Below are 26,227 nucleotides of genomic sequence, written 5' to 3'. Positions count from 1 at the left end.
TGTTATAAGGACCAAGCTTTACCACCAGTAAGCTCTTGTGTGTCTCCACATGCTATAAATTCGCCTGGGACAGGTAAATATGCCAAAACTTCTTCGCCAACATATTCTGAAGTCTTATAGCCCCAAATGGTCATTCCGCGTAAATTGTTCGCGAACGCAAATCTTGATGTCTCATCATCCAAAGTGGTAGTTTTCCCTTCTGCAATTGCATCATTGTAAGAAGAAATAGACTCGAACATTTTGGCTTCATCTTCCTTCGTATTTTTTAAAGCATTTGCCAAAACAGGTTCAAGATCTTCTGCAGTAAGATCGCCCACATTTTCCTTTCCGGAATCAGCTAAGGCCTTATCCAAGAATTTACCCATGGACATTCTAACAAAATCTTGCTGTTCTTTTTCCATTACCTCATCGGCAAAACGGTCTATGAAAGCATGTACATTTACATCTGATGCTGATGGAGTCTCCGTCTTTGGAAGAATAATATCCACTAGTTTGATAAGTGGAGCACCTTCATTTTTGTTAAAAAAGATAGGTGTCCATTCTACTATTTGTTCTCCCTTACAGCTCTGAAATAAGCTAATTAAGGTAGGTGTGGCCACGGTATATCCCATAGCCAGTCCCATATTTTTAAGCGCTTTTCTTCTATCCATTATATATTTCCTTTTTTAAGTTCTTCTGCTGCATGGTTTGCAGCTCTGGCAGTAAATGCCATGTAGGTTAATGATGGGTTAACACATGATGCAGAGGTCATGAAAGAACCATCTGTTACATAAACGTTGGGTACATCGTGTAAGGCATTATTGCCATTTAACACAGATGTTTTACGGTCTCTACCCATTCTGGCAGTTCCCATCTCATGAATTCCAAGACCTAAACCTGTTGGACCATCATGGCCTTTGACATCTTTAAACCCGGCTTTTTCCAACATTTCAACCGCAGATTCCTGCATATCTTTACGCATGGCAAACTCATTTTCCTGTAAATCGGCATCAAAAGTTACCGTAGGCAGTCCCCATTCGTCTAATTTATCATAATCCAATGTCATTCTATTGTCCTCATATGGTAGAACTTCGCCGAAACCACCAATACCCATAGTCCACCCTCCTGGTTTTAAGATGGCATCCTTAAGGTTTTTACCATGGGAAAGTTCTGCAACAGAATCTTCCCAATCACCTCTACTTGCACTACCTTGGTAGCCAAAACCACGTTTATAGTCGGTTCTATTTGAAGCACCACCTAGATTTCTAAATCTTGGGATATAAACACCGTTAGGTCTTCTTCCTTTATAATATTTATCATCAAAGCCATCAAACTTGCCGGAAGCGCCTACACCTAAATGATGGTCCATAATATTTCTTCCCAGTTGATCAGAATCATTCCCCATTCCATTTGGAAAACGGTCTGACTTAGATTGCATTAAAATAGAAGTTGATGCGATGGCAGAAGCACATAGAAAAATAACTTTTGCCTTAAATTCATAGGTCTCCTTGGTTACTCTGTCAATAACTTTTACACCGGTTGCTCTTTTGGTATCGGCATCATAAATAACCTCGTGTACAATAGAATCTGGTCTAAGCGTCATGTTTCCAGTTGCCTCCGCTGCAGGAAGTGTAGATGATAAACTGCTAAAATACCCTCCAAAAGGACACCCTCTTATACATCTATTTCTATATTGACATTTAGTACGGCCATCAAAATTTTTAGTCCCAGTAATATGGGCTACACGACCAACGGTTACTGCTCGACCATCAAATCCTTCTTTGACTTTATTTTTGAATACCTCTTCCACACAATTCAATTCCATTTGAGGTAAAAAATTACTATCGGGAAGTTGCGGTAGGTTTAATGCTTCCCCACTTACCCCTATATAGTCTTCGACCTTGGCATACCAAGGTGCAATATCTTTATAGCGAACTGGCCAGTCAACAGCTATTCCATCTTTTTTATTTGCTCCGAAATCAATATCGCTCCAGCGATAACTTTGCCTACCCCATTGTAATGACCTACCACCTACGTGATAGCCACGCATCCAATCAAAACGTCTTATTTCGTTGTAAGGGTGCTTAAGATCATTAACAAACCACATATTACTAGCTTGACTAGTAGTGTATCCAGTTCTATGTTGCTTGGGTTGTTGTTCAATAATTTCTTTGGTTGCCTCACCGGCGTTTGGAAAATCCCACGGATCTTTGTTGGCGGTTTCGTAATCCTCAATGTGCTTAACCATACGACCTCTTTCAAGAACTAATGTTTTTAGTCCTTTTTCACAAAGTTCCTTTGCGGCCCAACCGCCACTTATGCCTGTTCCTACAACAATTGCATCGTAAGAATCGGCTTCTTCATTATAATAAAATTTACTCATAGAATTTGTTTATTCCCTAAATTTATTAAATATAAAATTAATTTTCTACATTTATTCGCTAATCCTCTTATGAATCCCATATTCTTACATTGTTGAAATTAACCTTAATTAGCTTAGGGAGAAGTACTTATTTAAAATAAATTCTGAATTTAGATTGATTATAAAATGAAAAGAAGAAATTTTATTACAAAAACATCTGTTGCAGGAGTAGGTTTAACCCTATTTGGAACGTACGCCTGCAAGGAAACTAAGAAAGTAGATGGCCAAGAAACCACTGATGTCCAAGAAGCGATTGAGACTGCCCCATTTTTTAAATTGTCATTGGCACAATGGTCTATGCATAAAATGATTATGGAAGATGGGGTTGACCCTTATTCTTTTGCAGAAAAAGCCAAAAATTGGGGCTTTGAAGGTTTGGAATATGTGAGCCAATTGTATAACCCAGAACTATCTGATGCCAATTATTCTGATGAAGCTATGGCGGCATTTGTGGAAAAATCCAATGCTGAAGCCCAAAAGCACGGTTTAAAGAACGTATTAATTATGATTGATGGGCAGGGAAACCTTGCCGTATCGGATGAAACCGAGCGTAATGAAACGGTGGAAAAACATAAGAAATGGGTTGATGCTGCGGCTGCTATGGGTTGCCATGCCATTAGGGTAAACCTGAGTGGCAGTAATGAGCCTGAGGAATGGAAAAAGAATTCTGTTGACGGACTCACAAAACTAGCCACCTATGCAAAAACCAAGAATATTAATATACTCGTGGAAAATCATGGCGGACTTTCATCAAATGGAGCTTTGCATGCAGAAGTAATGGAAATGGTAAATATGGATAACTGTGGAACTTTGCCAGACTTTGGAAATTTCTGTATGACCAGAAAACCTGATAGCTGGGATTGTCTAGAATCGTACGATAAATACAAAGGTGTTAAAGAATTAATGCCATATGCCAAGGCAGTGAGTGCAAAGTCCAATAACTTTGATGCTCAAGGTAATGATACTGGAATAGATTATGTTAAAATGCTTCAGATGGTAAAAGATGCCGGTTATACTGGGTATATAGGAGTAGAGTACGAAGGTACTGAGTTAGGAGAGGAAGCTGGTATAATAGCCACAAAGGAACTTCTACTAAAGGCCGCCAAAGAGGTTGTTTAAAAAATGTCGGGTTTACTATGAATGCTTTTTTTAACGAATTATTCGATTATAATTTTTATTGCAACAAAAAAATTATTGATCAATGTTTAGTGATGGACACTGTGCCAAACAAAAGCCAAGAACTGTTTAGTCATATATTAAACGCACATCATATTTGGAATGCAAGAATACTCGGTAAACCCAGTGATTTTAACCCGTGGGAAACGCATCCTATCAATGCATGGGGAGATATTCATTATGAAAATCAGAGGACCTCTTTTGAGATTGTCACCAATGCCGATGGGTTTGACAAACGTATAGATTATGAAAATTCAGAAGGGCGCCTTTTTACAAATACCTTGCAGGATATGCTTTTTCATATAATTAATCACAGTACCAATCATAGAGGTCAAATTGCGGTAGATTTTAGGAGCAACCAGTTAGAGCCGCTTGTGTTTGACTATGTTTTTTATAAAAGATAATAAATGAGCGTACTTGTCCGTGTTCAGCTTTGTTTCATGATGTTCCTGGAATTCTTCATATGGGGAGGATGGTTCGTAACCTTGGGAACATTTTTGAATGCAAATTTAAATGCTTCGGATAACGACATTGCCTTGGCTTTTTCTACCCAATCTTGGGGTGCTATTTTAGCGCCCTTTATAATTGGGATTATTGCCGATAAATATTTTAATGCGGAACGCATTTTAGGGGTGCTTCATTTAATAGGAGCAGGCTTATTATATGCTATGTACGGAGTGGAGGATTTTGGTATGTTTTACCCTTTAGTTTTAGGCTATATGGTTATTTATATGCCAACCTTGGCTTTGGTTAATTCTGTATCGTTCAATCAAATGAAAAACCCAGCTAAAGAGTTTTCCATGGTACGAGTTTTTGGTACTTTAGGATGGGTTTTGGCTGGTATCATGATTAGCTACTTTTTTCATTGGGATGCTAAAAGTGGAATTGCCCAAGGCTTGTTAAAAAATACATTCTTAATGACTGCTATTGCTTCAATAGTCTTAGGTGTTTTTAGTTTTACGTTACCTGGTACCCCGCCAAGGCACAAAAGTTCTGGCAAGCCCAAAATACGGGAAATTCTTGGCTTGGATGCGCTTAGCCTGTTTAAGGATAGAAATTTCATTATCTTTTTTATTTCATCAATTCTGATCTGTATTCCGTTAGCATTTTATTATCAAAATGCTAATCCATTTTTAGTTGAGATAGGGATGGATAATCCAACAGGGAAAATGACCCTAGGTCAAATATCAGAAATACTATTTATGCTTTTACTTCCTTATTTTTTTACAAAATTTGGATTTAAAAAAACAATTATGGTTGCCATGTTAGCGTGGGTAATAAGGTACACATTGTTTGCTTACGGGAATGTTGGGGAATACGGCTTTATGTTGCTTATTGGAATTGCGCTACATGGTATTTGTTATGATTTCTTTTTTGTTTCAGGGCAGATATATACAGATAGTAAAGCAGGTGAAAAATTTAAGAGTTCTGCACAAGGATTAATAACATTGGCTACTTATGGCCTGGGAATGTTAATCGGTTTCTGGATAGCAGGAATTATTTCCAATCACTATATGGCAATGGACGGTTCACATTTTTGGAATATTATTTGGTTATATCCATCTGGTTTTGCTTTATTGGTCCTTATTTTATTTACAATATTCTTTAAAAATGAGAAAATTGATTATAACACTTGATTACTTGTTAGTGGTTTTGTAGTTTCATTGATTCAAATAAATTAAACAACTAAATACGATTATAACATGCCAAAGAAGATTAGATTAGGAATTTTAGGAGGGGGAGGAGATTCCCTTATCGGCGTATTACACAGGGTTGCATCACATATTAATGATAATTATCAAATTACTGGTGCCGTTTTTAATCCAGATTTTGAGGCAAACATGGAGTTTGCCAAGGAGATAGATGTTCCTTTAAATAGAATTTATAAGGATTTTGACACCTTTGTTGAGGAGGAGTTAAAATTGCCAGTAGATGAACGTATTCAAGTCTGTTCTATTTTAACACCTAATTTTTTACATTTCCCAATGGCCAAAAAACTATTGGACAATGGTTTTCATGTTATTTGCGAAAAGCCAATGACAACCACTTTGGAAGAGGCTAAAATACTTCAAGAGGCATATAAAAAAGCAGGTACAGTTTTTGCTTTGACACATACATACACTGGTTATCCTATGGTGCGCCAAATGAGGGAGATGATCAAAGCTGGTGCTTTGGGCAAGATCCATAAAGTAGATGCCAGATATTATCAAGGTTGGATCAACCCAATTATACACGACAAGGAAAAAAGATCCAGTGTGTGGCGTTTAGATCCTAAAAAAGCGGGTATCAGTTCTTGTATGGGAGATATAGGCGTACATGCCTTTAATCTAGTGGAGTATACTACCGGTTTGGAAGTTGAATCTTTATTATGCGATTTTAACTACCTATATGAGGATAACCAAATGGATGTTGACGGTACGGTTTTGATACGTATGGGAGATTATGTAAAAGGCGTAATTAGGGGTAGTCAAGTGGCAACTGGAGAAGAAAACGGTTTGGCCATTGCTATTTATGGCGAAAAGGCAGCTTTTAGATGGGAGCAGGAAAAACCGAATTTCCTTTATATGATGAGTGATACGGAACCTACGAAGATTTATAAGCCTGGCCATGCCTACAACAGTGAGTTTTCTTTGGATGGAACTAAATTACCAGCAGGTCACCCAGAAGGGATTTTTGACTCTATGGCCAATATATATTTAGGCGTAGCAAGAGCAATTCGTGGAGAAAAGCAAAATGATGGTGCCTATCCTACTATGAGAGATGGTGTTAGGGGCATGAACTTTATAGAAGCATCTGTGGCATCCCATAAGAATGGAAACACATGGGTAGAAATGGAGGAATAACCTTAATTAAACTAATAAAAAAAGGGACGAATTAACGTCCCTTTTTTTATTTACTAAAATACTTTTTCAAATTCTTGACAAACCACAATCATACTATCTCTCGGCACACGATTGTATGGTGCCAATTCTCTTGTATAGTAGTCCCAGTGTGTTTTTTTCCAGTGACTTAGGCTTTGGTCGCCTTCCCCTTCAAGTTTAGCATAAGCGGCATCAATACTAAAATAGGGTTTAAGTTTTACCGATTTTATCTGAATGATGCACTGTGCTTCGCCTTTCCAATTGGTGACTACTTTGAAATCCCCAATTTTTGGCAAAGGTTCATTTCTAAATTGTAGTCCTAATAGAGAATCGGATATTGCTTTTTTAATCCCTTGTTTGGTTAATCTAGCGTAAGTATTGGCATCTTCTTCGTTGTCATAAAAATGAATCACTTGTGGCGCTTCATGGAAAGCATGTTCTAAATGTTTGTCCAAATAATCGCCCCACATATTTCTTGCCGAAGCATTTTCCATAAGGTAAAATTAATTTATATCAATCTATTTAATAGCTAAGAAAGAAAATTCAATTGGTTCAAAGTAATTAAATTGATGCTTTCTTAATGATTTTCGTTTGGTTACATAATTATCTAGGAAAATTTGCCTGACTTAAACTCCTTAGCGGCGTGGTTGGCTGCACGAGCGGTAAACGCCATATAGGTCAAGGAGGGGTTTACACAGCTGGATGACGACATAAATGCCCCATCAGTAATATAAACATTTGGTACCAAATGTACTTGGTTATTTTTGTTTAAGATAGAGGTCTTTGCGCTATGTCCCATTCTTGCACCTCCCATTTCATGGATTCCCAATCCAGGGCCGGTCTCTTGGTCATAGGCATTAACATCCTTAAAGCCCGCGGCTTGGAACATATCCACGATTTGTTTTTTAATATCCTCTCGCATATTGTATTCATTTTCCTTGAATTCCACATCAAAATCCAATTGGGGTAAGCCCCATTTGTCTTTTTCGGTATTGCTTAAGGTTACCCTGTTATCGTCATAGGGTAAAAACTCCCCAAATCCGGTTACACCAATGGTCCAATGGCCAGGTTTTAGTATTTGGTCCTTTAGATCTTTACCATAATTTAATTCAGCAATAGCCTCTGTCCAATCTCCTCTACTGGCCCTGCCTTGATATCCGAACCCCCTTAAATATCCCTCTCTCTTTGTTTTTTCATCAAGATTGACAAAACGTGGAATATAGAATCCAGTGGGTTGCCTTCCTTTGTAATATTTATCAAGGTATCCATCAACTTTGGCTGAGGCACCCAATTTATAATGGTGGTCCATGATACCACGTCCCAATGCATCTGAATCGTTCCCTAATCCATTAGGAAAACGTTCTGATTTGGACTGCAATAAAATGCCTACAGATGCCATAGCTGAGGCACATAAAAATATAATTTTAGCTTTAAATTCAAGTTTTTCATGTGTCTCCGTGTCAATTACACGAACACCTGTGGCTTTTTTTGTTGTATCGTCATAAATAATCTCATGTACAATAGAATTTGGCCTTAACGTCATATTTCCTGTTCGTTCCGCTGCGGGAAGTGTAGATGAATTACTGCTAAAATAGCCTCCAAATGGACAACCTCTTGAGCATCGATCGCGATTTTGGCAAGTGCCCCTGCCTTCAATAGCTGCATCGGGGTCTGTAATATGTGCCGTACGACCAATGGTTATTAAGCGGCCATCATCAAATCGTTCAGCTGTGGCTTTCTTAAAATCCTCCTCAACGCAATTTAACTTCATGGCGGGTTGAAATTTACCATCCGGTAATACATCCAAACCTAAATTTTCACCACTAACACCTATATATTGCTCAACCTTATCATACCAAGGTGATATGTCCTTATATCTAACCGGCCAGTCAACCCCAATGCCTTCTTTTTTATTGGCCTCAAAATCTATATCGCTCCAACGATAACTCTGTCTGCCCCAAGTAAGTGATCTTCCGCCCACTTGATATCCCCGAATCCAATCAAAACGTTTGGTTTCTACATATGGGTGTTCCAAATCGTTTACAAAAAAATGTTTGTTGTCATCTTTTGGCGCCCAGTTTACCCTAGATTGCACGTGATATTTTTTCTTATCATCACTAGATAACTCTCCTTTATAGGGATAGTCCCATGGGTCATCATTCATGGTTGGGTAATCTTGGATGTGTTTTACCATCCGGCCACGCTCAAGAACAAGCGTTTTTAAACCGTTTTCTGTGAGCTCTTTAGCAGCCCAACCACCGCTAATTCCTGTTCCTACTACAATGGCATCGTATGTTTCGTTTTGATTCATTCTTGAATTTTTATCTTTTTATAATGGTATTTCCTATATTTATAAATTGACTTTGGATAAATAGCGTATTATTCAATAATTTCTCTAAATATAATGTTTATCCTCATATTTGTAGTAGTCAGAATAACAACATTTTAAACTAATAGATAGTAAGAACCAGTATGAAAACAATTAAAGGTCCAGCAGTATTTCTAGCACAATTCGTAGATAGTAAAGCCCCATTCAACACTCTTGATGGGATGTGTAAATGGGCATCCGATTTAGGGTATAAGGGAATTCAGATTCCTACTTGGGAAAATTTTCTGATAGATTTAGACAAGGCTGCGGAAAGTCAGACGTATTGTGATGAGCTTAAAGGAAAAATAAACTCATATGGACTTGAAATTACCGAGCTTTCTACCCATTTACAAGGCCAATTGGTAGCAGTACACCCAGCATATGATTTAATGTTCGATTCTTTTGCTCCAAAATCGGTACACGGTAAGCCAAAAGCAAGAACGGAATGGGCCGTAGAAACCGTAAAAAAAGCTGCTACGGCCAGTAGAAGACTTGGTTTAAATGCCCATGCAACATTTTCAGGATCATTATTATGGCATACCATGCATCCATGGCCGCAACGTCCGGCAGGATTGGTTGAGATGGGTTTTGAGGAATTGGCAAAACGCTGGATGCCCATTTTAAATCATTTTGATAAGGAGGGGGTAGACGTATGTTATGAGATCCACCCAGGTGAAGACCTTCATGATGGAGATACGTTTGAACGTTTCTTGGCGGCCACTGGGAATCACAAAAGGGTAAACATATTATATGACCCGAGCCATTTTGTCCTACAACAGTTAGATTATATAGAATACATCGATTTTTATCATGAGTTTATAAAATCTTTTCATGTTAAAGATTCTGAATTTAACCCAACAGGTAAAAAAGGAGCTTTTGGAGGTTATAACGATTGGGGAGATAGAGCTGGAAGATATCGTTCTTTAGGGGATGGTCAAATAGATTTTAAAACCATATTCTCTAAATTAACCCAGTACGGATGTGATGTTTGGGCAGTCATGGAATGGGAATGCTGCATCAAGAGCCCTGAGCAAGGAGCTCGGGAAGGCGCAAAGTTTATTCAAGATCATATTATTGAGGCAACAGAAAAAACTTTTGATGATTTTGCAGGTGCAGAAATAGATAAGGAAATGCTAAAAAAAATGTTAGGGCTATAATTAATTGAAAAAATGATTCAAATGAAAAGCATATATAAAACAGCAATTCTGGCACTTCTCATAATGGGTTGTAAAGAGGCGAAAAAGGAGGTTGATAAAGCTGAAGAAATAATAGAGGAAACTGCTGTTGGGACTACTGCGGATGAATGGACTGTTATTTTTGACGGAGTATCTTTTGATGGTTGGCATGAATATCTAAAAGAGGGTATTTCTGATAATTGGAAAATAGAGGAAGGTGCCATGGTTTTATATCCACCAGGAGAGCATGGTAATGGTGAACAATTTAACTTGGTAACGGACCATGAGTATGAGGACTTTGTACTATCCTTGGATTGGCAAATCTCGGAAGCAGGAAACAGTGGCGTTATGTGGGGAGTAAAGGAAATAGCAGATTTAGGGCAGCCATACTTAACAGGGCCTGAGGTTCAAGTTTTGGATAATGAAAAACATCCAGATGGTAAAAATGGCACTAGTCATCAATCAGGGGCATTATATGATATGGTTTCGCCTGCGAAAGATGTAACCAATCCTGTGGGTGAGTGGAATACCATGGTAATCACCATTAACCATAAAACCAATGAAGGCAGTGTTATGCTTAACGGAGAAGAAGTTGTAGATTTTCCGGTCAATGACCCTGAATGGCAAGAAATGGTAGCAAAATCCAAATTTGCCGAATGGGAACATTTTGCTAAATATAAAAAAGGTAAAATTGCACTTCAGGACCATGGAAACATGGTGGCATTCAAAAACATCAAAATAAAGGAATTATAAATCATAACTAATACTAACAATTAAAATGAAAAATTTATACATACTTTTTGCAGTGACAACTCTTGTGCTTGTTTCTTGCCAGGAAAAAGTAAAGGAAGAAAAATCTGAGGTAATCGCGGAAGTAGGGAATGCAGTAATTGTCCATGAGGAATATAGTGGAACTGAGCCAACCACTCCTGAGGAAACAGAATTTTATGAGCCAAAAGTGCCAGTGGTTAAGCCAGGGGTTATGGGTGCACCACCAAGTGATGCCATTGTTCTTTTTGATGGATCTAGTTTGGATAATTGGATCAGTTCTACCGATAGTACGGCTGCCAAATGGCATTTGAACAAAGACGGAAGTATGACTGTAAATGATAAAACAGGAAATATACAGACCAAACAAAATTTTGGAGATATACAATTACATATAGAATGGAAATCCCCATTGCCTGTTCAGATGGAAGGTCAACATAGAGCCAATAGCGGAGTGTTTTTAAATGGTATGTATGAAGTACAGGTCTTGGACCAAAATGATAATCCTACTTACGTAAACGGACAAGTAGGTTCAATTTACAAACAACATGTTCCTCTAGCTATGGCTTCCGTGCCAACAGGGGAGTGGAACACGTATGATATTATTTACCATGCACCTGAGTTCAATGAGGATGGTGGTAAAATTAAGTCTGGCAACATTACCGTAATACATAATGGTGTACTGGTTCAAGACCATATTGAAATCAAGGGAACTACACCTTATATAGGATGGCCTAAAAACCCTCCACACGGTAAGGGGCCATTATTATTACAAGACCATGGTGATGACAGTAGGGTAAGCTATAGGAATATTTGGGTAAGGGAACTTTAGTGTTTTTTAATACTATTGTAAAAGAATTACCTTTGCCTAAACCAAAATTTCCTCTATGATTAAATCCATGACCGGTTTCGGTAAATACGTGGTTCAATTACCGGCAAAAAAGGTAACTGTAGAAATAAAATCACTCAACAGTAAAAGCATTGATCTAAATGCGCGTATGCCACAAGGCTATCGTGAAAAAGAATTGGAGCTCAGGAAGCTAATAGCCAATTCTTTGCTTAGGGGAAAGGTAGATTTTAGCCTTTACATTGAATATACAGGTGATGAAACATCAGCCCAAGTCAATGAAAGTGTTGTGAAACAGTACATGAAGCAACTAAAATCCATTGCCGATGGTGATGATATTAAGCTATTGGAAATGGCCTTACGCTTTCCCGATACCATGAAAACCGATAAGGAGGATATTGATGAAACTGAATATGAGGCCATAAAAGAAGCATTGAACGGTGCCTTGGTAGAGATAAACCAATTTAGGGAAGAAGAAGGAAGTGTACTAGAGCAGGATTTTATAGAGCGAATTACCTCATTATTGGCCTTGTTGGATATGGTGAAGAATATAGATCCAGAAAGACAGGACACCATAAGGGAACGATTAGAAAAGGCGGTACAGGATCTTAAGGTCGAAGTTGATGAAAATAGATTTGAGCAAGAATTGATCTATTACTTGGAAAAGTATGACATTACCGAAGAAAAAGTAAGGCTCGCAAATCACTTGGATTATTTTAGTAAAACCTTAAAATCTGAGGATAGCAATGGAAAGAAATTAGGCTTTATTTCCCAAGAAATTGGTAGGGAGATCAATACTATAGGTTCTAAAGCCAATTATGCACCAATGCAGCAACTAGTAGTTCAAATGAAGGATGAACTAGAAAAGATTAAGGAACAAATGCTAAATGTACTTTAGATGAAAGGAGGGAAGCTACTTATATTTTCTGCCCCATCTGGAAGTGGTAAAACGACCATAGTACGCCATTTGCTATCAAAACCAGAATTAAATCTGGCGTTTTCTGTTTCTGCTACATCAAGGCCAAGAAGGGTAAAGGAGAAAAATGGTGAGCACTACTATTTTATGTCGGTTTCCGAATTTAAAAAACATATAAGGGATGATGATTTTTTAGAATGGGAGGAGGTATATAGGGATAATTTTTATGGCACTTTAAAAAGCGAGGTAGAGCGTCTTTGGGCAGAAGGTAAAAATGTAATTTTTGATATTGATGTAGTTGGTGGACTGCGCATTAAAAAGAAATATCCCGAAAGGACATTAGCCGTATTTGTAAAACCACCTAGTGTAGATGAACTAAAGATACGTTTAAAGAAACGTAGTACTGAGAGTGAAGATAAAATTAATATGCGCATTGCAAAGGCCTCTGTAGAGCTGGCCACTGCACCTCAATTTGATAAAATCATAAAGAACTACGATTTAGATGTTGCCCTAAAAGAAGCGGAGGAACTGGTGGCCGGGTTTATAGCGGATTCTAAATGCGAGTAGCATGAAAAGGGTTGGACTCTACTTTGGTACTTTTAACCCCATCCACATAGGCCATTTGATCATTGCGAACCATATGGTGGAGTTTTCCGACTTGGATGAGGTTTGGTTTGTAGTAACACCACAAAGTCCATTTAAGGCAAAGAAAACCTTATTAGATAATAACCATCGCTATCAGATGGTATATGAGGCAACCAAGGATTACCCAAAATTACGGCCCAGCAACATAGAATTTGATTTGCCACAGCCTAATTATACCGTTGATACTTTGGCGCATTTGGGGGAAAAGTATTCAAAGGATCATTCCTTTAGTTTGATAATGGGAGAGGACAATTTAAAAAGCTTTCATAAATGGAAGAATTACGAGGTTATTTTAGATAATTATAGCCTCTATGTATACCCTCGAATTTCCAACGGAACTGTTGCCCATCAGTTCAATGAACATAAGGAAATACATTTTGTGGATGCCCCGATTATGGAAATATCCTCTACATTTATTAGAGAGGCCCATAAATTGGGAAAAAACATCAAACCGATGCTACCTGTAGAAGTTTGGCAGTATATGGATGAGATGAATTTTTACAGATAGTTTTTTGTACAATTATTAATTAATAAGGAGACTAATTAAAGGATAGGTAATTCTTAAACTTTACTTTAAGGGGCCTCCCTTAAGTAGTACATCGGTGCCTAAATAGGTGTTGTCCTTATTATAGTACCATGCCCTTGTTTTGGGCATGTTAATGCCATTTACTTCTAGAATATCTGAAAGTAGAATATACTCTCCATCATTTTTAGATTCATCATGGTAAAACTGGTAAACCTCCATAGCATAGGTATTAGGGTCAAAATAGAAGTACCAAATGTCTTTGCCAACATTGGCATCGTAGGTTACTTTAAGTCTCAGGTAGTCTTTGCCTTTAAACTTCTTTTTTATTACTGTTGGATCAACGTTCGTCCCTGCATCTTTTAATTTCATAGGAAGCCCGTACAAATATGTATAGTAGTTTTTAAGCATTTTAGCACGCCCACAATTAATTTGAAGACTATCCCTATAGTGGTCCGCTATGACCTCACTATAGTTTAGCTTTAAATTACAACTGTCCTTATCTAGGATGTATTCTACAGTGTTTGGTTTTTTTCTAACGGTGGCTTTAAAATAATCTTTTGGGAAATTAAGTTCCAACAGGGTAAGGCGAGGTGTCTTTTCTGGTGTTGTCATCTCTATAACAAACTTCCCTTTAAAGGTTGACCATTTACCTTGGGGATCATGGTAGTTGATAGCGTTATCTAGCAATTGATTTCCACTTAGCTGCTGTGCGCTCAAAATGGAACTAGAAAAGATTGCTATCCCAACAATGAAATATTTTAACATAACCGTGAATTATTATGTAAGATACCACAAAATGTTTGATGTTTCCTTTTCTATTTCGTAGACTCTACAATCTTCGCCGGTTTAACAGAACTATCATGTTCACTGTAATAAAGCTCCAACAAATCCATGGTCGCAGTCATCAAATCCTTGGTTTCCAATAATAAGGAAAAATATAATGTTGTGTTCTTAGGACTGGATTCTTCAGTACGGGTACGTTCTACCTGAGTCTGTATTTTTTCGGAAATAAAATCGAACAACTCTTGTTTTTTAAGCAGTACATTTCCAATTTCTTCGAATGATCTGTTATCAAAGGCAGTTTGCGTAAGACATAGTACCTCATCTATTTTTGAATCTATCTGTTTTAGTTCCTTAATCTGGTTGTATTTTAACTTCTTATGGTTGTTGTTTACGTGTTTGTGACTAACCTTACCAATGTACTCCAATGATTGGGCAATGTCCGTTAAATGTCCTAAAACGTTAATATAAAAATTACTTGCACCTATACTGTTTTCGTCTAAATTTTTAATAAAAAAGAAGATATTGTCGCGAAGTGCATCTATTTCTGTGCTAAGTTTAGCACCATGTTTTTTGTTCTTTTTTAATAAATCCAAATCTTGAACAGCTAATCCATTAATAGAGTTGGAATAAATTTTATTGGATCTTTTAAGTACATTTGAAATGTTATGTGCACTTTCTTCGATAACCCCTTGAATAGAACTACTCTCAGCTTTATTTAATGTATATTCCGCTTTAATCTCTTTTGATTTCTTTTTATGTGAGATATAGTTCCTTGCTAAAAGTAATATAGCGGCAAAAAGTAATACCGCTATTGCAGCACCTTTACCAAAACTAATGATTGCCAAAATTGCTCCAGAAGCGACAAAAGCTATGATAGCAGTGCCAAACCAGCCACCGATTACATTCAAGACACCGGCAACCCTGTAAACAGCACTTTCTGCACCCCAGGCTCGATCCGCTAGTGAAGTACCCATTGCTACCATAAATGTTACATATGTAGTGGATAGCGGAAGTTTATAGGAGGTGGCTATAGATATTAAAATACCCGCTACCATAAGGTTTACAGCTGCTCTGACCATATCAAAAGCAGGAAGTTCATGAACCTTGTTTTTAGTAAGCGGAATTACTGGTTTTTTAAAACGGTCCTCTATTTTCGCTTGCCAGCTTTTGGGTAATAAGTTAGTAGTTACCTCTGATAAACCTACAGAAAACCTGACAATACTTCTAGATAAATAGTTGGGTTGAAATCTTTCTTTTGCCTCTCCCTCTCTTGATAGGTTGATTTCAGTCTCTGCAACATACCGGGCTTTTTTAGACAACCATAAAGTTGCCACCATAACAATACCTGAAAGAAATAATAACAGGGTAGGAGTAGGTACTTTTGCACTTAGAATTTCCATACTGAATTCCGTTGCTGGTATTCCCGAGGATTCCCACTCCATGTATGATTGCCATGCCGCAATAGGTACACCAATAAAATTTACCAAATCATTGCCAGCAAAAGCAAGTGCTAAAGCAAAAGTGCCGACACCAATAATCAATTTATAAATGTTGGTCTTGGCAAAATTCATAAGCAAGTATGAAATTATAGACCATAAAACAAAATTAGCGGACACAACTGAAATCCACTGCTGTTCCAAAAAATCCTTAATGGTTAACCCTCCAATGATATTAAAACTTTGATCTGCATATGGGGTTCCTTTAATACCTTTTAATAAAATGAAATAGGTTATTGCGGAAAGGGCAATCCCACCGAATAACGCACCTACCCATGTTGCTTTTTTATGGTAATCATAAGACAATAACAATCTTGAAATATACTGTACCAAAGCACCAATGGTAAATGCAACTACCACCGACATAAGAATTCCTGAAATTATCTGGATTGCTTTTTCATTATTGATGTAATTTACAACCTCTGTAATGCTACCATTATTGGCGGCAATTTTTATGAGTGCCATTGCTACTGCCGCTCCTAATAAGTTGAATACTATGGAAACGGTTGTAGAAGTCGGCATTCCAAGGGTATTGAAGAAATCTAGTAATAAGATATCCGTTATCATCACTGCCATGAAGATGAACATGATCTCATCAAAATAGAATTCTCCTGGGTTGAAAATTCCTTTTCTAGCTACCTCCATTAATCCACTTGAGAATACAGTACCACAGATAATACCTAAACTGGCCACAATCATAATGGTTTTAAACGAAATGGCTTTGGAGCCTATTGCAGAATTTAAAAAATTGACAGCATCATTACTAACTCCAACTACCAAATCCGCTACAGCTAATACGGCTAAAGCAATAACGATCAACAGGTAAATATTATCCATAGTTCAAAAAAAATAAGTTTACAAATATCTGTAAGAGTCCTTTTAGAAATGTTATCTAAATGTTATGTTTTTATCTTAAAAATGAATATCAAACTGAAGTCGGCCCATAAGTCTGTCTGTTCCATTATCTATTGATAAGTAGCTTACATCTGTTTGAACTTTCAACTTGTGTCCTAAAATATATTTTGATAATCCAAAGGTATATTGGTTCTCAGGATTTTTACCTGTAATATCCTCATCCAACTGTATATTGGTATATCTTCCTGATATCTCCCAATTATTTTTGAAAAGATAACCACTTTGAACGTTAATACCACTACCTACCTGAACTTCGTCACCTGTTAATGTCCCATCAGAATTTTTAGCAATGGGATCATCGGCCGTTCTATTGGCATATTCTGCCATTAAAGAAAATCCATTGTATTTAAACATGGCATCTACAAATACGGTATTGATGTCAGTTTGATAAAAACCATTATCGTTGAACATGTAGGAACCTTGGTTGCTCCTTGTTTTTACCGCGTCCTGGTTGGTGTCAAAAGTGGCGGCTAATAGTAATTTTGGTATTTCCTCCCTTTTTAAATCACTTCCTGAGTAATCTCCCTTGCTTTTAAATGAACCAAATGGAAGTAGTTCCAATCTTGCCGTGTGTTGGTATCCGCCTAGGTTTCCCGTAGTAATATTTCTTCCCTCACCCATAGAGACAGCCAGTTTTTCACGAACCAAAAATTTGTCTGTTAAGTTGAAATGATGTCTTAATTGAATCCCAAGGTCTCGATCAATATTAAAACGACTGTTCAATAGCGATCGATCTACTTGTTGCAGATTACCGGAAGAGATTACGCGTTCAATATTACCTGGAAGTTTGGTTTGGCCCATCCAAAACTCAAAATTCCCGTAGAAATTCCACATAACCACTGCGTCCAAGATATATCTAGGTGCATTGCCAGTGAATTGGGAAGCACCTGCAATATCCCTATTTGACAAGCCAAGTTCTATCTTGTACTTTAATTTAGGGGAATAGGCAAAACCATCAAATTTTAAACGTGCCCTGCGCACTAGGAAACTTTGTTCAGGGTTTACCAAACCACTATCTGTACCTTCATCCCAAGTGGCTATAGTTAGAAATTGCATTCTGGTAGCAACTTTCATGCTCCAGGTGCTGTCTTTGCCCACTAAATTGAACAGTCCATTTCCAAAAGTTGGAGAATTGGTTTCTTGAGCATAGGTAACGGCAAAAGAAAGTAATAATATCCCGAAGGATAAATATTTGAATTTCATAATTACGAGTAATGATTTTTGTCGCCGCAAATAACTAGAACCAATGTTAACTTAATGTTTACTGAATGTTATTTATTTGATTTAAGGCGAAAAAAAAAGCTACCTTGAAACAAGGTAGCCCAGGAATTCAAGGAAAGAGTCGACAAAAACCATTATCCCATTGAAATTCCATACCCGTAAGGGTACTAACAAAACTCTATCTTTTAAATAAATTTAATGTGACCTTAAGTTTAAGTAATTATTAAACTTAAAATTTCCTAAGGGTTATAATGCGCTGCATATATAGTTTACTAACTAAGTATGGTAAAGCTTTTTTTGTGCCGCTATTATCGTATATCCTTGTCGCTATTGGTGTATAATGCCACACCAATCTCTATTGAGGTCAGGGATTTAGCTGATAATGATTCTTGTATGTACGTGTTTTCATCGGCAACAATTTCTACTTCCTTTTCAATGGGTTCGTAGCCTAGAAATGTTATCAGAATTTTGTAAGATCCGGGTGCAATAGCTGTTATTTCAAAATTGCCGTTAAAATTTGTTATGGTAGACCGTTCAGTGTTTTTTAACTCCACTGAGGCCATGAGCAATGGCTCATTAAATAATTCGGCATCCAAAACTTTCCCACTTATTGTTCCAGTACTTTGGGAAAAGGAAAATGCTGAAACAAACGTTAATATTGTAAAAATTAATTTTTTCATTAGGGTGTATGGATGTTTATTGCAAATAAAAGATGGCAAGGTTAAGATAAGGTTAGCATCAGGTTATTTATATATTTTGAAAAGGTTAAGAATAGGGGTGAAAAATGAATTGCATAGGTTGCCTGATTATCAAAAAATGTATCTTGCACTTACTAAAAATGTATCATGAACTGGGAGCAATTACTATCCTTGCGTAGGAAGGGAGACGTTAATAAGAGATTGCGAAATGAACAGAACGAAACCCGATTGGGTTTTGACGTTGACTATGACCGTATTATTTTTTCCGCAGCTTTTAGGAGTTTACAGGATAAGACACAGGTAATCCCGTTATCCAAGACCGATTTTGTTCATACGAGGTTAACCCATAGTTTGGAAGTTTCCGTGGCAGGTAGGAGTCTAGGAAGATTGGCGGGTCAAAGAATTCTAGAGAAACATCCGCACCTTAAGGAGGTTCATGGTTATAAATTTAATGATTTTGGTGCTATTGTTGCTGCCGCGGCCCTAGCACATGATATTGGGAACCCACCATTTGGACATAGCGGTGAAAAGGCTATAGGCGAGTTTTTTATGAATGGAAATGGAAAGGATTATAAGGGGATGCTTTCGGCAAAGGAGTATCAAGATATTATTGATTTTGAGGGGAATGCCAATGGTTTTAAGTTAATGACCCAGGATAGGGCAGGAGTGTCCGGCGGATTACGTCTAAGCTATGCCACCCTTGGAGCTTTTATGAAGTACCCTAAAGAATCACTTCCCAAAAAACCTACAAAACATATTGCCGACAAAAAATTCGGATTTTTCCAGACTGAAAAAGATGTTTTTGCCGATGTTGCCAATCATTTAGGCTTAATTAAGACCAGAGAGGGAGCATCTAATTCCTTCGCGAGACATCCTTTAACATTTTTAGTAGAAGCTGCTGATGACATCTGCTACACCATAATAGATTTTGAAGATGGTATAAACCTTGGTTTAATTTCAGAGGATTATGCTCTTGAATACCTCATAAACCTAGTTAAGGATACCATTAACACAAAAAAATATAATGGTCTTGAGTATAAGGAAGACCGACTTAGCTACTTGCGTGCACTGGCCATAAACACCTTAATACAAGATGCTGTAAGTATATTTATGGATAATGAGGAAAAAATACGTAATGGCACTTTTGATGTTTCATTAATGGACAAGAGCAAATATGATGCTCAAATTAAGGACATCATCAATCTGAGTGTGCATAAGGTATATAGGTCCCAAGAGGTAATTGAAAAGGAGATTGCCGGATATAAAATTATTGCTGATATTCTTGAGGTATACACTGATGCGCTAGTGAAAAAGAAAAACGATAATGCTACAAATTATCATAAATTGATATTACGGACACTTCCAGAATTCTATCAACAAACAGAAGGTTCTTTGTATGAAATATTGTTGAATACGTGTTGCTATGTAGCTAGCCTTTCAGATAGGGCCGCAGTACACATACATAATAAAATTAAAGGTAGTCACCTTTAAAATTCATAGGCAACACCTATGTTTAGAAGTTGCTTAAACTGTATTCGTGGTACTCCAGGATCAATAACAACACCATCGTCATTCTTTACGGCATCAAAAAGAATATCATCATCATAAATAATCTGTGCGCCGATGCTGGTTAAGATATATTTGTTTACCCTAAGTTTGAGGTTAAGTTCCCAATCTACATCAATATTTCCAAAACTAGATAGGTAGTCCGTATACAGGTTTAAGCGACTTTTTAACTGCACGTGCTCCGCAACATCCCATGTCCAATTATTGGTAATAAGAAACCCAAATTCCAAAAGATGGTTTTCACCTGGTGTTATGACATTGCCATCTGTATCTAAAACAGCTTTTTTAACGCCAAAGGAACCTTTGTCCGCCAAATATTGATCCAATACAAATGTGGATTTTTGAGTAAGAGGGGATAAATACAGATTAAATTTCTGATCTCTTGTTATATACGATGTACCAGCACCAAAAAACAGATAACCAGGAGCCATGAATGCAGATATGGGTTCATCTCTGTTAGGGTATTTATAGCCATTGGCAAACTGGGTGTTAAAATTCAATTGTACTGAATAGTACCAGTTACTAATGGTATCCCTTCTGTAGCCTAGATTGGAACTCATCCTAATTACATCTTCTGACTTTCTTAATTTACGACCTTCTTGCGCATTTAATCCATATCTAAGTTCAACATTATTATCCCACTGTACATATCTAAACTTATAGTTTCTCACAAATTTTAAGTAGCCAAGGCCACTTACAGCGTTATTACCACCGGCATTCCAATTTACGAAGGCCACTTCACTTACATTAATCCCCAAAGTATTTTCTGTAGTCCAAAACGAAGGAATTCTAAACCTTCTGTATTTGTCTTTCAAGGGCTTTGTTCTATTGAAGGATATATAGGGATTGGTCAAGTTTACGCCCCTTGGAATGTGTTTTATCTTATCCTGGGTTTTTCTAATTACTATGGTGTCTATGGCCATGGTATCTATAGCCATGGTATCTATAACCGTGGAATCTGGCAAAATACGAGTTGGTATAGTGTCTTGAGAAATAAGTAAGCTTGACTGAAAAATTAGGAAGCAAAAAAATAGTACAATTTGAAATGGGAATAATCTTCTCATAAAAGGTTCTCAATATAGGATTTTAAGGATAATTTATCCAATCCTGCAATTTCATATAGTTGTGTTACCGAACCATGTTCTATAAATTTATCCGGTACCCCAAATATCTTAATATTTTTATTTATTTGTAAACTGTTGGCGAATTCAACAATGGCACTACCAAACCCACCAATAATCGTGCCGTCTTCAATAGTTATTATAGCAGAATATTTTGCCAATATAGCGTTTAACATTTGGTGATCTAAAGGTTTGATAAATGGAAAGTTATAATGGCCAATACGTTCTTTGCTTTCTAGTTCGGCAATAAGTTCTTTAACCAGATTGCCTATTGGGCCAGTACTTAAAATCGCAATTTTATCACCTGATTTTAATTCTTCAGCTTTTCCAATTTTTAATTTTTTCATTGGAATTTGCCAATCTATCAAAACACCCCTTCCACGTGGATATCTTATAGCTATTGGTTGATCTAATCCCAATTGGGCAGTGAACATTATATTTCTTAATTCAATCTCGTTTAATGGTGAAAAAACAATTAGGTTAGGAATACATCTTAAATATGCAATATCAAACACACCATGGTGTGTAGGACCATCTTCGCCAACCAACCCTGCCCTATCCAAACAAAATATTACAGGTAAGTTTTGCAAGGCAACATCATGGATTACTTGATCGTATGCACGCTGTAGAAATGTGGAGTAAATATTGCAAAAGGGAACCATGCCTTCAGAAGCCATACCAGCCGCCAAAGTTACCGCATGTTGTTCTGCAATGCCAACATCAAAGGCGCGATCAGGAATTTCATCCATCATAAATTTTAAGGAACTCCCTGTAGGCATGGCGGGAGTTATTCCAACAATTTTAGGATTCTTAAGGGCAAGTTCTACAATGGTTTTTCCAAACACATCCTGAAATTTTGGTGGCTGAACCAAAGTTGGTTTTTTCATTAACTCACCTGTGACCTTATCAAATTTTCCAGGGGCATGATACATAACTTGGTTTTCTTCAGCTTTTTGTAGACCCTTTCCCTTGGTAGTAATAACATGAAGAAGTTTAGGTCCATTTACAGTTTTAAGTCGTTCTAATTCCTGTAAAAGAACAGTAAGGTTATGGCCATCAATTGGACCTGTATAGTTTAAGTTTAGGCACTCAAAAATATTTTCGTCTTTAGCGGTACCTTTTTTAACATTCGTCAAATACTTTTTTAGCGCACCCACACTTGGATCTATTCCTATGGCATTGTCATTCAAAACAATTAAGATATCCGTATTGGAAACCCCGGCATGGTTTAAGCCTTCAAATGCCATACCACTTGCTATAGATGCATCGCCAATTACAGCAATATGTTGTTTCTCAAAGTCACCTTTTATTTTTGAAGCTATGGCCATTCCTAATATTGCAGATATAGAGGTAGAACTATGCCCTGTGCCGAAAGTATCAAACTCACTTTCCTCAATTTTGGGAAAACCACTTATGCCACCTAATTGACGATTGGTTTCAAAAATATCTTTTCTGCCAGTTATAATTTTATGGCCATATGCTTGGTGGCCAACATCCCAGATTAATTTATCAATGGGGGTGTTAAAAATGTAATGTATGGCAATGGTAAGCTCCACTACCCCTAAGCTAGCGCCTAAATGGCCTTCTTTGGTTGAAACAATATCTATAATAAATTTACGTAATTCATTCGCCAGTATTGGTAGTTGTTCAGGTGACAACTTTTTTAGGTCTTTAGGAGAATGAATTTGGTCTAATAGATTGCCCACAGCAAATAAAATATGAGAACAAAAGTACTTCTTTTATAAGGTAAAACAATTGTTTTTAATTGACATGCTTTAATTGTGTGATGTCGTATTTTTGGGGTATGATATTACCTTACGACGATACCTACTTCATGAAAAAGGCACTTCAGGAAGCTAAATATGCTTTTGAGCATGGAGAAATACCAGTAGGTGCCGTGATAGTGATTAATGACCGTATTATTGCCAGGGCACACAATCTTACGGAACAACTTAATGATGTAACCGCACATGCCGAAATGCAAGCAATAACAGCTGCTGCCAATTACTTGGGTGGGAAATACCTAAAAGGATGTACCTTATATGTTACATTAGAACCTTGTCAAATGTGTGCGGGTGCCTTGTATTGGAGCCAAATAGATAAAATAATCTATGGTGCCTCGGATGCTGATCGAGGGTTCACGGCAATGGGTACTAGCCTTCATCCAAAAACAAGTATTAAAGGTGGTATATTGGAACAGGAAGCATCAGATTTATTAAGGCAATTTTTTGAAAAAAAACGCAATAAATAAAATAAGGGCATATAATGAAATAAAAAAACCACGTTTTAACGTGGTTTTTTCAATTTACAAAATGTAATACTTTAATTATAGGACTTGTACCTGTCCTGCAACTATTCCTTTTCTTCCTTCTTCCTCAACGTATTCTACTTTGTCTCCTTCCCTGATTTCCGTTCCGTTAAGAGCGGTCGCATGGACAAATATGTCCTTTCCCGTGTCGTCGTTGGTAATAAATCCATATCCTTTGGACTCATTAAAAAATTTAACCGTGCCAGTCATTAAAATAAAATTAAATATTAATACCCTAATTTAAGCATTTTTGATTGAAGTTTGGAATGATATTTAAAATTTGTTATTCAGAAATCACTGATTGTCAGTCTTTTTAGGTGGTTTCCCTTGCATTTTTCGAACATTCTCTTCGGTTAGCAAATAGTCATTCATTTTTTTTCCCTTGCTTTCTCTGTATAAAAATAATGGCATGGCAAGTAAAAATAGACCCACGGTTCCACCGCCAATATATTTATTTGCTTTTGCTTCCTCTTGTTTTTCCAATGAAAAACCATACCCAATTGAGGTCAATGAAGCTAGTACAATAAGGGTGATTATGTATTTCATATTGGCAAATGTATAAAATCCCTTAATTTTTTAGGATTAAGCTTGTTGTTTGTGTCTAATTACCCGTAAAATTAATAAGCTCTCTACGATACGCTGTAAGTAATTTTGACTTGGATACAAAACCAACATATTTCCCATTTTTAATTACAGGAAGATTCCATGCCCCGCTATCTTGAAATTTTTGCATCACTTTTTGCATGCTATCCTCCCCATGAAATATGTACTCCGGTGCATTATGCATAAAACTTTCTACCTTAATGGTATTATGAAGGGAGATATCAAACATAAATTCCCGAATATCATCTAATAATACAATGCCTACCATGGCTTTCTCTTTGGTCACTACCGGGTATATATTCCGAGTAGATTTAGCTACAGATTCATGTAACATTTGCCCTAGGGTCATTTCTGGATGAACAACTTTAAAGTTGGTCTCAATAATATCGTCCAATTCCATTAAGGTAAGTACGGCATGATCCTTATCATGTGTCAATAAATCCCCACTTTCCGCTAGTTCTCTAGTATATATGTTATAGTCTATGGCATTTTTGGTAATTAAGTAAGATATGGATGCCGTAATCATTAAGGGTACAAATAGGGCATAGCCTCCAGTGATTTCTGCAATTAGGAAAATGGCAGTTAAGGGGGCATGAAGCACACCGGCAATTAGCCCAGCCATACCAATGAGGGTAAAATTACTTTCAGAGACCGAAAACCCTAAACCTAGATTATTGATAACTTTCGCAACTACATTTCCAAGAGCACTTCCCATAACCATGGTAGGAATAAAGGTCCCACCAGCCCCACCTGCTGCAAGTGTAGTTGTCATGGCAACAGCCTTAAAAATGGTTATACCAAATAATAAGGCTATGACTACCCAAATATTGTCAATATAATTATCAAAAGGAGTGTTGCCCAAGGCTTTAAGATGGTTGTCATCCAATAAATCATTAATAAAGCCAAAACCTTCACCATATAATGGGGGGATAAGATAGAGCATTATACCAATGGCCAATCCTCCGACCAAAAGTTTATATTTTGGACTTTTTAGAGGTTTAAAAAGATGTAATATCCCAAAGTACATTTTAGTAAAATATATGGATGCCACAGCAGTGCCAATACCTAATAAAACATAAAACAAGGTATCTTTTACCTCAAAAGACTGGTCTATATTAAATTTGAAAAGTACCTCATTGCCCAAGAAAAAATAGGAGGTAAGGACACCAGAAATAGAAGCCAATAGTAAAGGTAGCATAGAAATCATGGTAAGATCTAAGCTAAAGACTTCAACTGCAAAAATAATAGCTGCAATAGGGGATTGAAATATTGAGGCAATAGCACCTGCGGAAGCACAGGCAATAAGTAATGAACGTGTTTTTGCGTTCATGTGAAAGAGTTGGCCTACATTGGAGCTAATGGCAGCTCCAGATGCCACAGCAGGGCCCAATAGTCCTACAGAACCACCAAAGCCCACGGTTAATGGCGCTGTAATAAGTTGCGTTAAAATTTGTTTGCGTGGAATTATACCTTTTTTTCTAGATAATGATAAGAGTATGGATGATACAGCGTGTTTTAATTTTTCCTTATGTATAAATTTTACATATAAATACACCAACGTTAGACCAATAGTTGGTAATATAAAGTAGAGCTGATTACTGGAGACTATAATTCCTTTTTCTAAGGAAGCCTCAATAAAGTAAGTAATGTTCTTAAGGGTAACTGAAGCCAAACCTGCCAATAAACCTACTACAACACTTAAAATGTAAATGAACGTCTTTTGCGATATGTATTTATATCGCCATTTAAAGATGCGCTTAAGAATTCGTTTTTTACGGTTAGGCATACTCTTGATATTACCTTAAAAGTATTAAAAAATCCCGCTGTTAAGCG

25 protein-coding genes are annotated in these 26,227 nt (G+C 37.0%); 12 read left to right on the top strand and 13 right to left on the bottom strand.

Annotation, left to right across the window (positions count from 1 at the left end; all coding sequences use genetic code 11):
• Positions 1-2: 2 nt before the first annotated feature.
• Positions 3-650, bottom strand: coding sequence for a gluconate 2-dehydrogenase subunit 3 family protein (locus tag ACOCEA_RS03705; protein WP_420754848.1), 648 nt, complete (start codon positions 648-650; stop codon positions 3-5).
• Positions 650-2,362 (bottom strand): GMC oxidoreductase, encoded by a 1,713-nt coding sequence (locus tag ACOCEA_RS03700; RefSeq protein ID WP_420754847.1) that lies wholly within the window; start codon positions 2,360-2,362, stop codon positions 650-652. Before ACOCEA_RS03700 ends, ACOCEA_RS03705 begins: the two co-directional genes overlap by 1 nt.
• 165 nt (positions 2,363-2,527) lie before the next feature.
• Between ACOCEA_RS03700 and ACOCEA_RS03695 the strand changes: the two genes are divergently transcribed.
• The 4 genes from ACOCEA_RS03695 to ACOCEA_RS03680 all read left to right on the top strand — a co-directional run bounded on the left by ACOCEA_RS03695 (position 2,528) and on the right by ACOCEA_RS03680 (position 6,420).
• Positions 2,528-3,520, top strand: a complete 993-nt coding sequence (locus tag ACOCEA_RS03695) for a sugar phosphate isomerase/epimerase family protein (RefSeq protein ID WP_420754846.1) — start codon at positions 2,528-2,530, stop codon at positions 3,518-3,520.
• A gap of 17 nt (positions 3,521-3,537) precedes the next feature.
• The gene (locus ACOCEA_RS03690; RefSeq protein ID WP_420754845.1) at positions 3,538-3,981 is read left to right on the top strand and encodes a DinB family protein; all 444 of its coding nucleotides are present in this window, start codon (positions 3,538-3,540) and stop codon (positions 3,979-3,981) included.
• Between the two features lie 3 nt (positions 3,982-3,984).
• On the top strand, positions 3,985-5,214 hold the full coding sequence (locus ACOCEA_RS03685; RefSeq protein ID WP_420754844.1) for a nucleoside permease: 1,230 nt from the start codon (positions 3,985-3,987) through the stop codon (positions 5,212-5,214).
• A 66-nt stretch (positions 5,215-5,280) separates the two neighbouring features.
• Positions 5,281-6,420, top strand: coding sequence for a Gfo/Idh/MocA family protein (locus ACOCEA_RS03680; protein ID WP_420754843.1), 1,140 nt, complete (start codon positions 5,281-5,283; stop codon positions 6,418-6,420).
• 53 nt (positions 6,421-6,473) lie between these two features.
• Here ACOCEA_RS03680 and ACOCEA_RS03675 read toward each other — a convergent pair whose 3' ends face one another.
• Together ACOCEA_RS03675 and ACOCEA_RS03670 are read right to left on the bottom strand one after the other, a co-directional pair.
• Positions 6,474-6,932 (bottom strand): ASCH domain-containing protein, encoded by a 459-nt coding sequence (locus tag ACOCEA_RS03675; RefSeq protein ID WP_420754842.1) that lies wholly within the window; start codon positions 6,930-6,932, stop codon positions 6,474-6,476.
• 113 nt (positions 6,933-7,045) lie between these two features.
• Complete coding sequence (locus ACOCEA_RS03670; RefSeq protein ID WP_420754841.1) at positions 7,046-8,749, bottom strand: GMC oxidoreductase; 1,704 nt, start codon at positions 8,747-8,749, stop codon at positions 7,046-7,048.
• Between the two features lie 161 nt (positions 8,750-8,910).
• Here ACOCEA_RS03670 and ACOCEA_RS03665 point away from each other — a divergent pair, with 161 nt between their 5' ends.
• The 6 genes from ACOCEA_RS03665 to nadD are packed head-to-tail and all read left to right on the top strand — an operon-like array spanning position 8,911 to position 13,665.
• Positions 8,911-9,963, top strand: coding sequence for a sugar phosphate isomerase/epimerase family protein (locus ACOCEA_RS03665; RefSeq protein ID WP_420754840.1), 1,053 nt, complete (start codon positions 8,911-8,913; stop codon positions 9,961-9,963).
• Between the two features lie 21 nt (positions 9,964-9,984).
• Positions 9,985-10,734, top strand: coding sequence for a 3-keto-disaccharide hydrolase (locus tag ACOCEA_RS03660; protein ID WP_420754839.1), 750 nt, complete (start codon positions 9,985-9,987; stop codon positions 10,732-10,734).
• A gap of 25 nt (positions 10,735-10,759) precedes the next feature.
• Positions 10,760-11,581, top strand: a complete 822-nt coding sequence (locus ACOCEA_RS03655) for a 3-keto-disaccharide hydrolase (RefSeq protein ID WP_420754838.1) — start codon at positions 10,760-10,762, stop codon at positions 11,579-11,581.
• Between the two features lie 55 nt (positions 11,582-11,636).
• Entirely contained in the window at positions 11,637-12,494 is an 858-nt protein-coding gene (locus ACOCEA_RS03650; RefSeq protein ID WP_420754837.1) for a YicC/YloC family endoribonuclease, read from the top strand.
• Positions 12,495-13,079, top strand: coding sequence for a guanylate kinase (gene gmk, locus ACOCEA_RS03645; protein ID WP_420754836.1), 585 nt, complete (start codon positions 12,495-12,497; stop codon positions 13,077-13,079).
• A gap of 1 nt (position 13,080) precedes the next feature.
• A complete protein-coding gene (gene nadD / locus ACOCEA_RS03640) occupies positions 13,081-13,665 on the top strand; it encodes a nicotinate (nicotinamide) nucleotide adenylyltransferase (RefSeq protein WP_420754835.1) in 585 nt (194 codons plus the stop codon).
• A 60-nt stretch (positions 13,666-13,725) separates the two neighbouring features.
• Here the strand turns inward: nadD and ACOCEA_RS03635 are convergent, their stop codons facing one another.
• The 4 genes from ACOCEA_RS03635 to ACOCEA_RS03620 all read right to left on the bottom strand — a co-directional run bounded on the left by ACOCEA_RS03635 (position 13,726) and on the right by ACOCEA_RS03620 (position 18,778).
• Entirely contained in the window at positions 13,726-14,448 is a 723-nt protein-coding gene (locus ACOCEA_RS03635) for a DUF6503 family protein (RefSeq protein ID WP_420754834.1), read from the bottom strand.
• Positions 14,449-14,498: 50 nt separating this feature from the next.
• On the bottom strand, positions 14,499-16,799 hold the full coding sequence (locus tag ACOCEA_RS03630; RefSeq protein ID WP_420754833.1) for an inorganic phosphate transporter: 2,301 nt from the start codon (positions 16,797-16,799) through the stop codon (positions 14,499-14,501).
• A 75-nt stretch (positions 16,800-16,874) separates the two neighbouring features.
• Positions 16,875-18,080, bottom strand: a complete 1,206-nt coding sequence (locus ACOCEA_RS03625) for a porin (RefSeq protein ID WP_420754832.1) — start codon at positions 18,078-18,080, stop codon at positions 16,875-16,877.
• Between the two features lie 326 nt (positions 18,081-18,406).
• Positions 18,407-18,778, bottom strand: a complete 372-nt coding sequence (locus ACOCEA_RS03620) for a carboxypeptidase-like regulatory domain-containing protein (RefSeq protein ID WP_420754831.1) — start codon at positions 18,776-18,778, stop codon at positions 18,407-18,409.
• A 165-nt stretch (positions 18,779-18,943) separates the two neighbouring features.
• On the opposite strand from ACOCEA_RS03620, the gene dgt reads away from it, so the two are divergent.
• Positions 18,944-20,287: a dGTP triphosphohydrolase gene (gene dgt / locus ACOCEA_RS03615; protein WP_420754830.1), complete on the top strand. Its 1,344-nt coding sequence runs from the start codon at positions 18,944-18,946 to the stop codon at positions 20,285-20,287.
• On the opposite strand, the gene ACOCEA_RS03610 is transcribed toward dgt, so the two are convergent.
• Positions 20,284-21,426, bottom strand: coding sequence for a DUF3078 domain-containing protein (locus ACOCEA_RS03610; RefSeq protein WP_420754829.1), 1,143 nt, complete (start codon positions 21,424-21,426; stop codon positions 20,284-20,286). The genes dgt and ACOCEA_RS03610 overlap by 4 nt on opposite strands.
• Positions 21,423-23,189 (bottom strand): 1-deoxy-D-xylulose-5-phosphate synthase, encoded by a 1,767-nt coding sequence (locus ACOCEA_RS03605; RefSeq protein ID WP_420754828.1) that lies wholly within the window; start codon positions 23,187-23,189, stop codon positions 21,423-21,425. Before ACOCEA_RS03605 ends, ACOCEA_RS03610 begins: the two co-directional genes overlap by 4 nt.
• Positions 23,190-23,287: 98 nt before the next feature.
• Here ACOCEA_RS03605 and ACOCEA_RS03600 point away from each other — a divergent pair, with 98 nt between their 5' ends.
• Positions 23,288-23,734, top strand: coding sequence for a nucleoside deaminase (locus tag ACOCEA_RS03600; protein ID WP_420754827.1), 447 nt, complete (start codon positions 23,288-23,290; stop codon positions 23,732-23,734).
• Positions 23,735-23,809: 75 nt separating this feature from the next.
• Here ACOCEA_RS03600 and ACOCEA_RS03595 read toward each other — a convergent pair whose 3' ends face one another.
• The 3 genes from ACOCEA_RS03595 to ACOCEA_RS03585 form a co-directional block, all read right to left on the bottom strand.
• On the bottom strand, positions 23,810-24,001 hold the full coding sequence (locus ACOCEA_RS03595) for a cold-shock protein (RefSeq protein ID WP_420754826.1): 192 nt from the start codon (positions 23,999-24,001) through the stop codon (positions 23,810-23,812).
• An 84-nt stretch (positions 24,002-24,085) separates the two neighbouring features.
• Positions 24,086-24,337 carry a hypothetical protein gene (locus ACOCEA_RS03590; protein ID WP_420754825.1) on the bottom strand — a complete coding sequence of 84 codons (252 nt, stop codon included), beginning with the start codon at positions 24,335-24,337 and terminating at the stop codon, positions 24,086-24,088.
• A 55-nt stretch (positions 24,338-24,392) separates the two neighbouring features.
• The gene (locus ACOCEA_RS03585) at positions 24,393-26,180 is read right to left on the bottom strand and encodes a chloride channel protein (protein ID WP_420754824.1); all 1,788 of its coding nucleotides are present in this window, start codon (positions 26,178-26,180) and stop codon (positions 24,393-24,395) included.
• Positions 26,181-26,227 lie beyond the last annotated feature (47 nt).

The sequence above is a fragment of the Maribacter luteocoastalis genome, assembly GCF_048890225.1.
GTDB lineage: Bacteria > Bacteroidota > Bacteroidia > Flavobacteriales > Flavobacteriaceae > Maribacter > Maribacter luteocoastalis.
The sequence above is the reverse complement of the archived record's forward strand: the minus strand, read 5'-3'. Positions and strand labels throughout refer to the sequence as shown.

Excerpts from the sequence above, each read along its gene's own strand:
- ACOCEA_RS03705 (WP_420754848.1), bottom strand. The coding sequence starts at position 650 with ATGGATAGAAGAAAAGCGCTTAAAAATATGGGACTGGCTATGGGATAT.
- ACOCEA_RS03700 (WP_420754847.1), bottom strand. The coding sequence starts at position 2,362 with ATGAGTAAATTTTATTATAATGAAGAAGCCGATTCTTACGATGCAATT.
- ACOCEA_RS03695 (WP_420754846.1), top strand. The coding sequence starts at position 2,528 with ATGAAAAGAAGAAATTTTATTACAAAAACATCTGTTGCAGGAGTAGGT.
- ACOCEA_RS03690 (WP_420754845.1), top strand. The coding sequence starts at position 3,538 with ATGAATGCTTTTTTTAACGAATTATTCGATTATAATTTTTATTGCAAC.
- ACOCEA_RS03685 (WP_420754844.1), top strand. The coding sequence starts at position 3,985 with ATGAGCGTACTTGTCCGTGTTCAGCTTTGTTTCATGATGTTCCTGGAA.
- ACOCEA_RS03680 (WP_420754843.1), top strand. The coding sequence starts at position 5,281 with ATGCCAAAGAAGATTAGATTAGGAATTTTAGGAGGGGGAGGAGATTCC.
- ACOCEA_RS03675 (WP_420754842.1), bottom strand. The coding sequence starts at position 6,932 with ATGGAAAATGCTTCGGCAAGAAATATGTGGGGCGATTATTTGGACAAA.
- ACOCEA_RS03670 (WP_420754841.1), bottom strand. The coding sequence starts at position 8,749 with ATGAATCAAAACGAAACATACGATGCCATTGTAGTAGGAACAGGAATT.
- ACOCEA_RS03665 (WP_420754840.1), top strand. The coding sequence starts at position 8,911 with ATGAAAACAATTAAAGGTCCAGCAGTATTTCTAGCACAATTCGTAGAT.
- ACOCEA_RS03660 (WP_420754839.1), top strand. The coding sequence starts at position 9,985 with ATGAAAAGCATATATAAAACAGCAATTCTGGCACTTCTCATAATGGGT.
- ACOCEA_RS03655 (WP_420754838.1), top strand. The coding sequence starts at position 10,760 with ATGAAAAATTTATACATACTTTTTGCAGTGACAACTCTTGTGCTTGTT.
- ACOCEA_RS03650 (WP_420754837.1), top strand. The coding sequence starts at position 11,637 with ATGATTAAATCCATGACCGGTTTCGGTAAATACGTGGTTCAATTACCG.
- gmk (WP_420754836.1), top strand. The coding sequence starts at position 12,495 with ATGAAAGGAGGGAAGCTACTTATATTTTCTGCCCCATCTGGAAGTGGT.
- nadD (WP_420754835.1), top strand. The coding sequence starts at position 13,081 with ATGAAAAGGGTTGGACTCTACTTTGGTACTTTTAACCCCATCCACATA.
- ACOCEA_RS03635 (WP_420754834.1), bottom strand. The coding sequence starts at position 14,448 with ATGTTAAAATATTTCATTGTTGGGATAGCAATCTTTTCTAGTTCCATT.
- ACOCEA_RS03630 (WP_420754833.1), bottom strand. The coding sequence starts at position 16,799 with ATGGATAATATTTACCTGTTGATCGTTATTGCTTTAGCCGTATTAGCT.
- ACOCEA_RS03625 (WP_420754832.1), bottom strand. The coding sequence starts at position 18,080 with ATGAAATTCAAATATTTATCCTTCGGGATATTATTACTTTCTTTTGCC.
- ACOCEA_RS03620 (WP_420754831.1), bottom strand. The coding sequence starts at position 18,778 with ATGAAAAAATTAATTTTTACAATATTAACGTTTGTTTCAGCATTTTCC.
- dgt (WP_420754830.1), top strand. The coding sequence starts at position 18,944 with ATGAACTGGGAGCAATTACTATCCTTGCGTAGGAAGGGAGACGTTAAT.
- ACOCEA_RS03610 (WP_420754829.1), bottom strand. The coding sequence starts at position 21,426 with ATGAGAAGATTATTCCCATTTCAAATTGTACTATTTTTTTGCTTCCTA.
- ACOCEA_RS03600 (WP_420754827.1), top strand. The coding sequence starts at position 23,288 with ATGATATTACCTTACGACGATACCTACTTCATGAAAAAGGCACTTCAG.
- ACOCEA_RS03595 (WP_420754826.1), bottom strand. The coding sequence starts at position 24,001 with ATGACTGGCACGGTTAAATTTTTTAATGAGTCCAAAGGATATGGATTT.
- ACOCEA_RS03590 (WP_420754825.1), bottom strand. The coding sequence starts at position 24,337 with ATGAAATACATAATCACCCTTATTGTACTAGCTTCATTGACCTCAATT.
- ACOCEA_RS03585 (WP_420754824.1), bottom strand. The coding sequence starts at position 26,180 with ATGCCTAACCGTAAAAAACGAATTCTTAAGCGCATCTTTAAATGGCGA.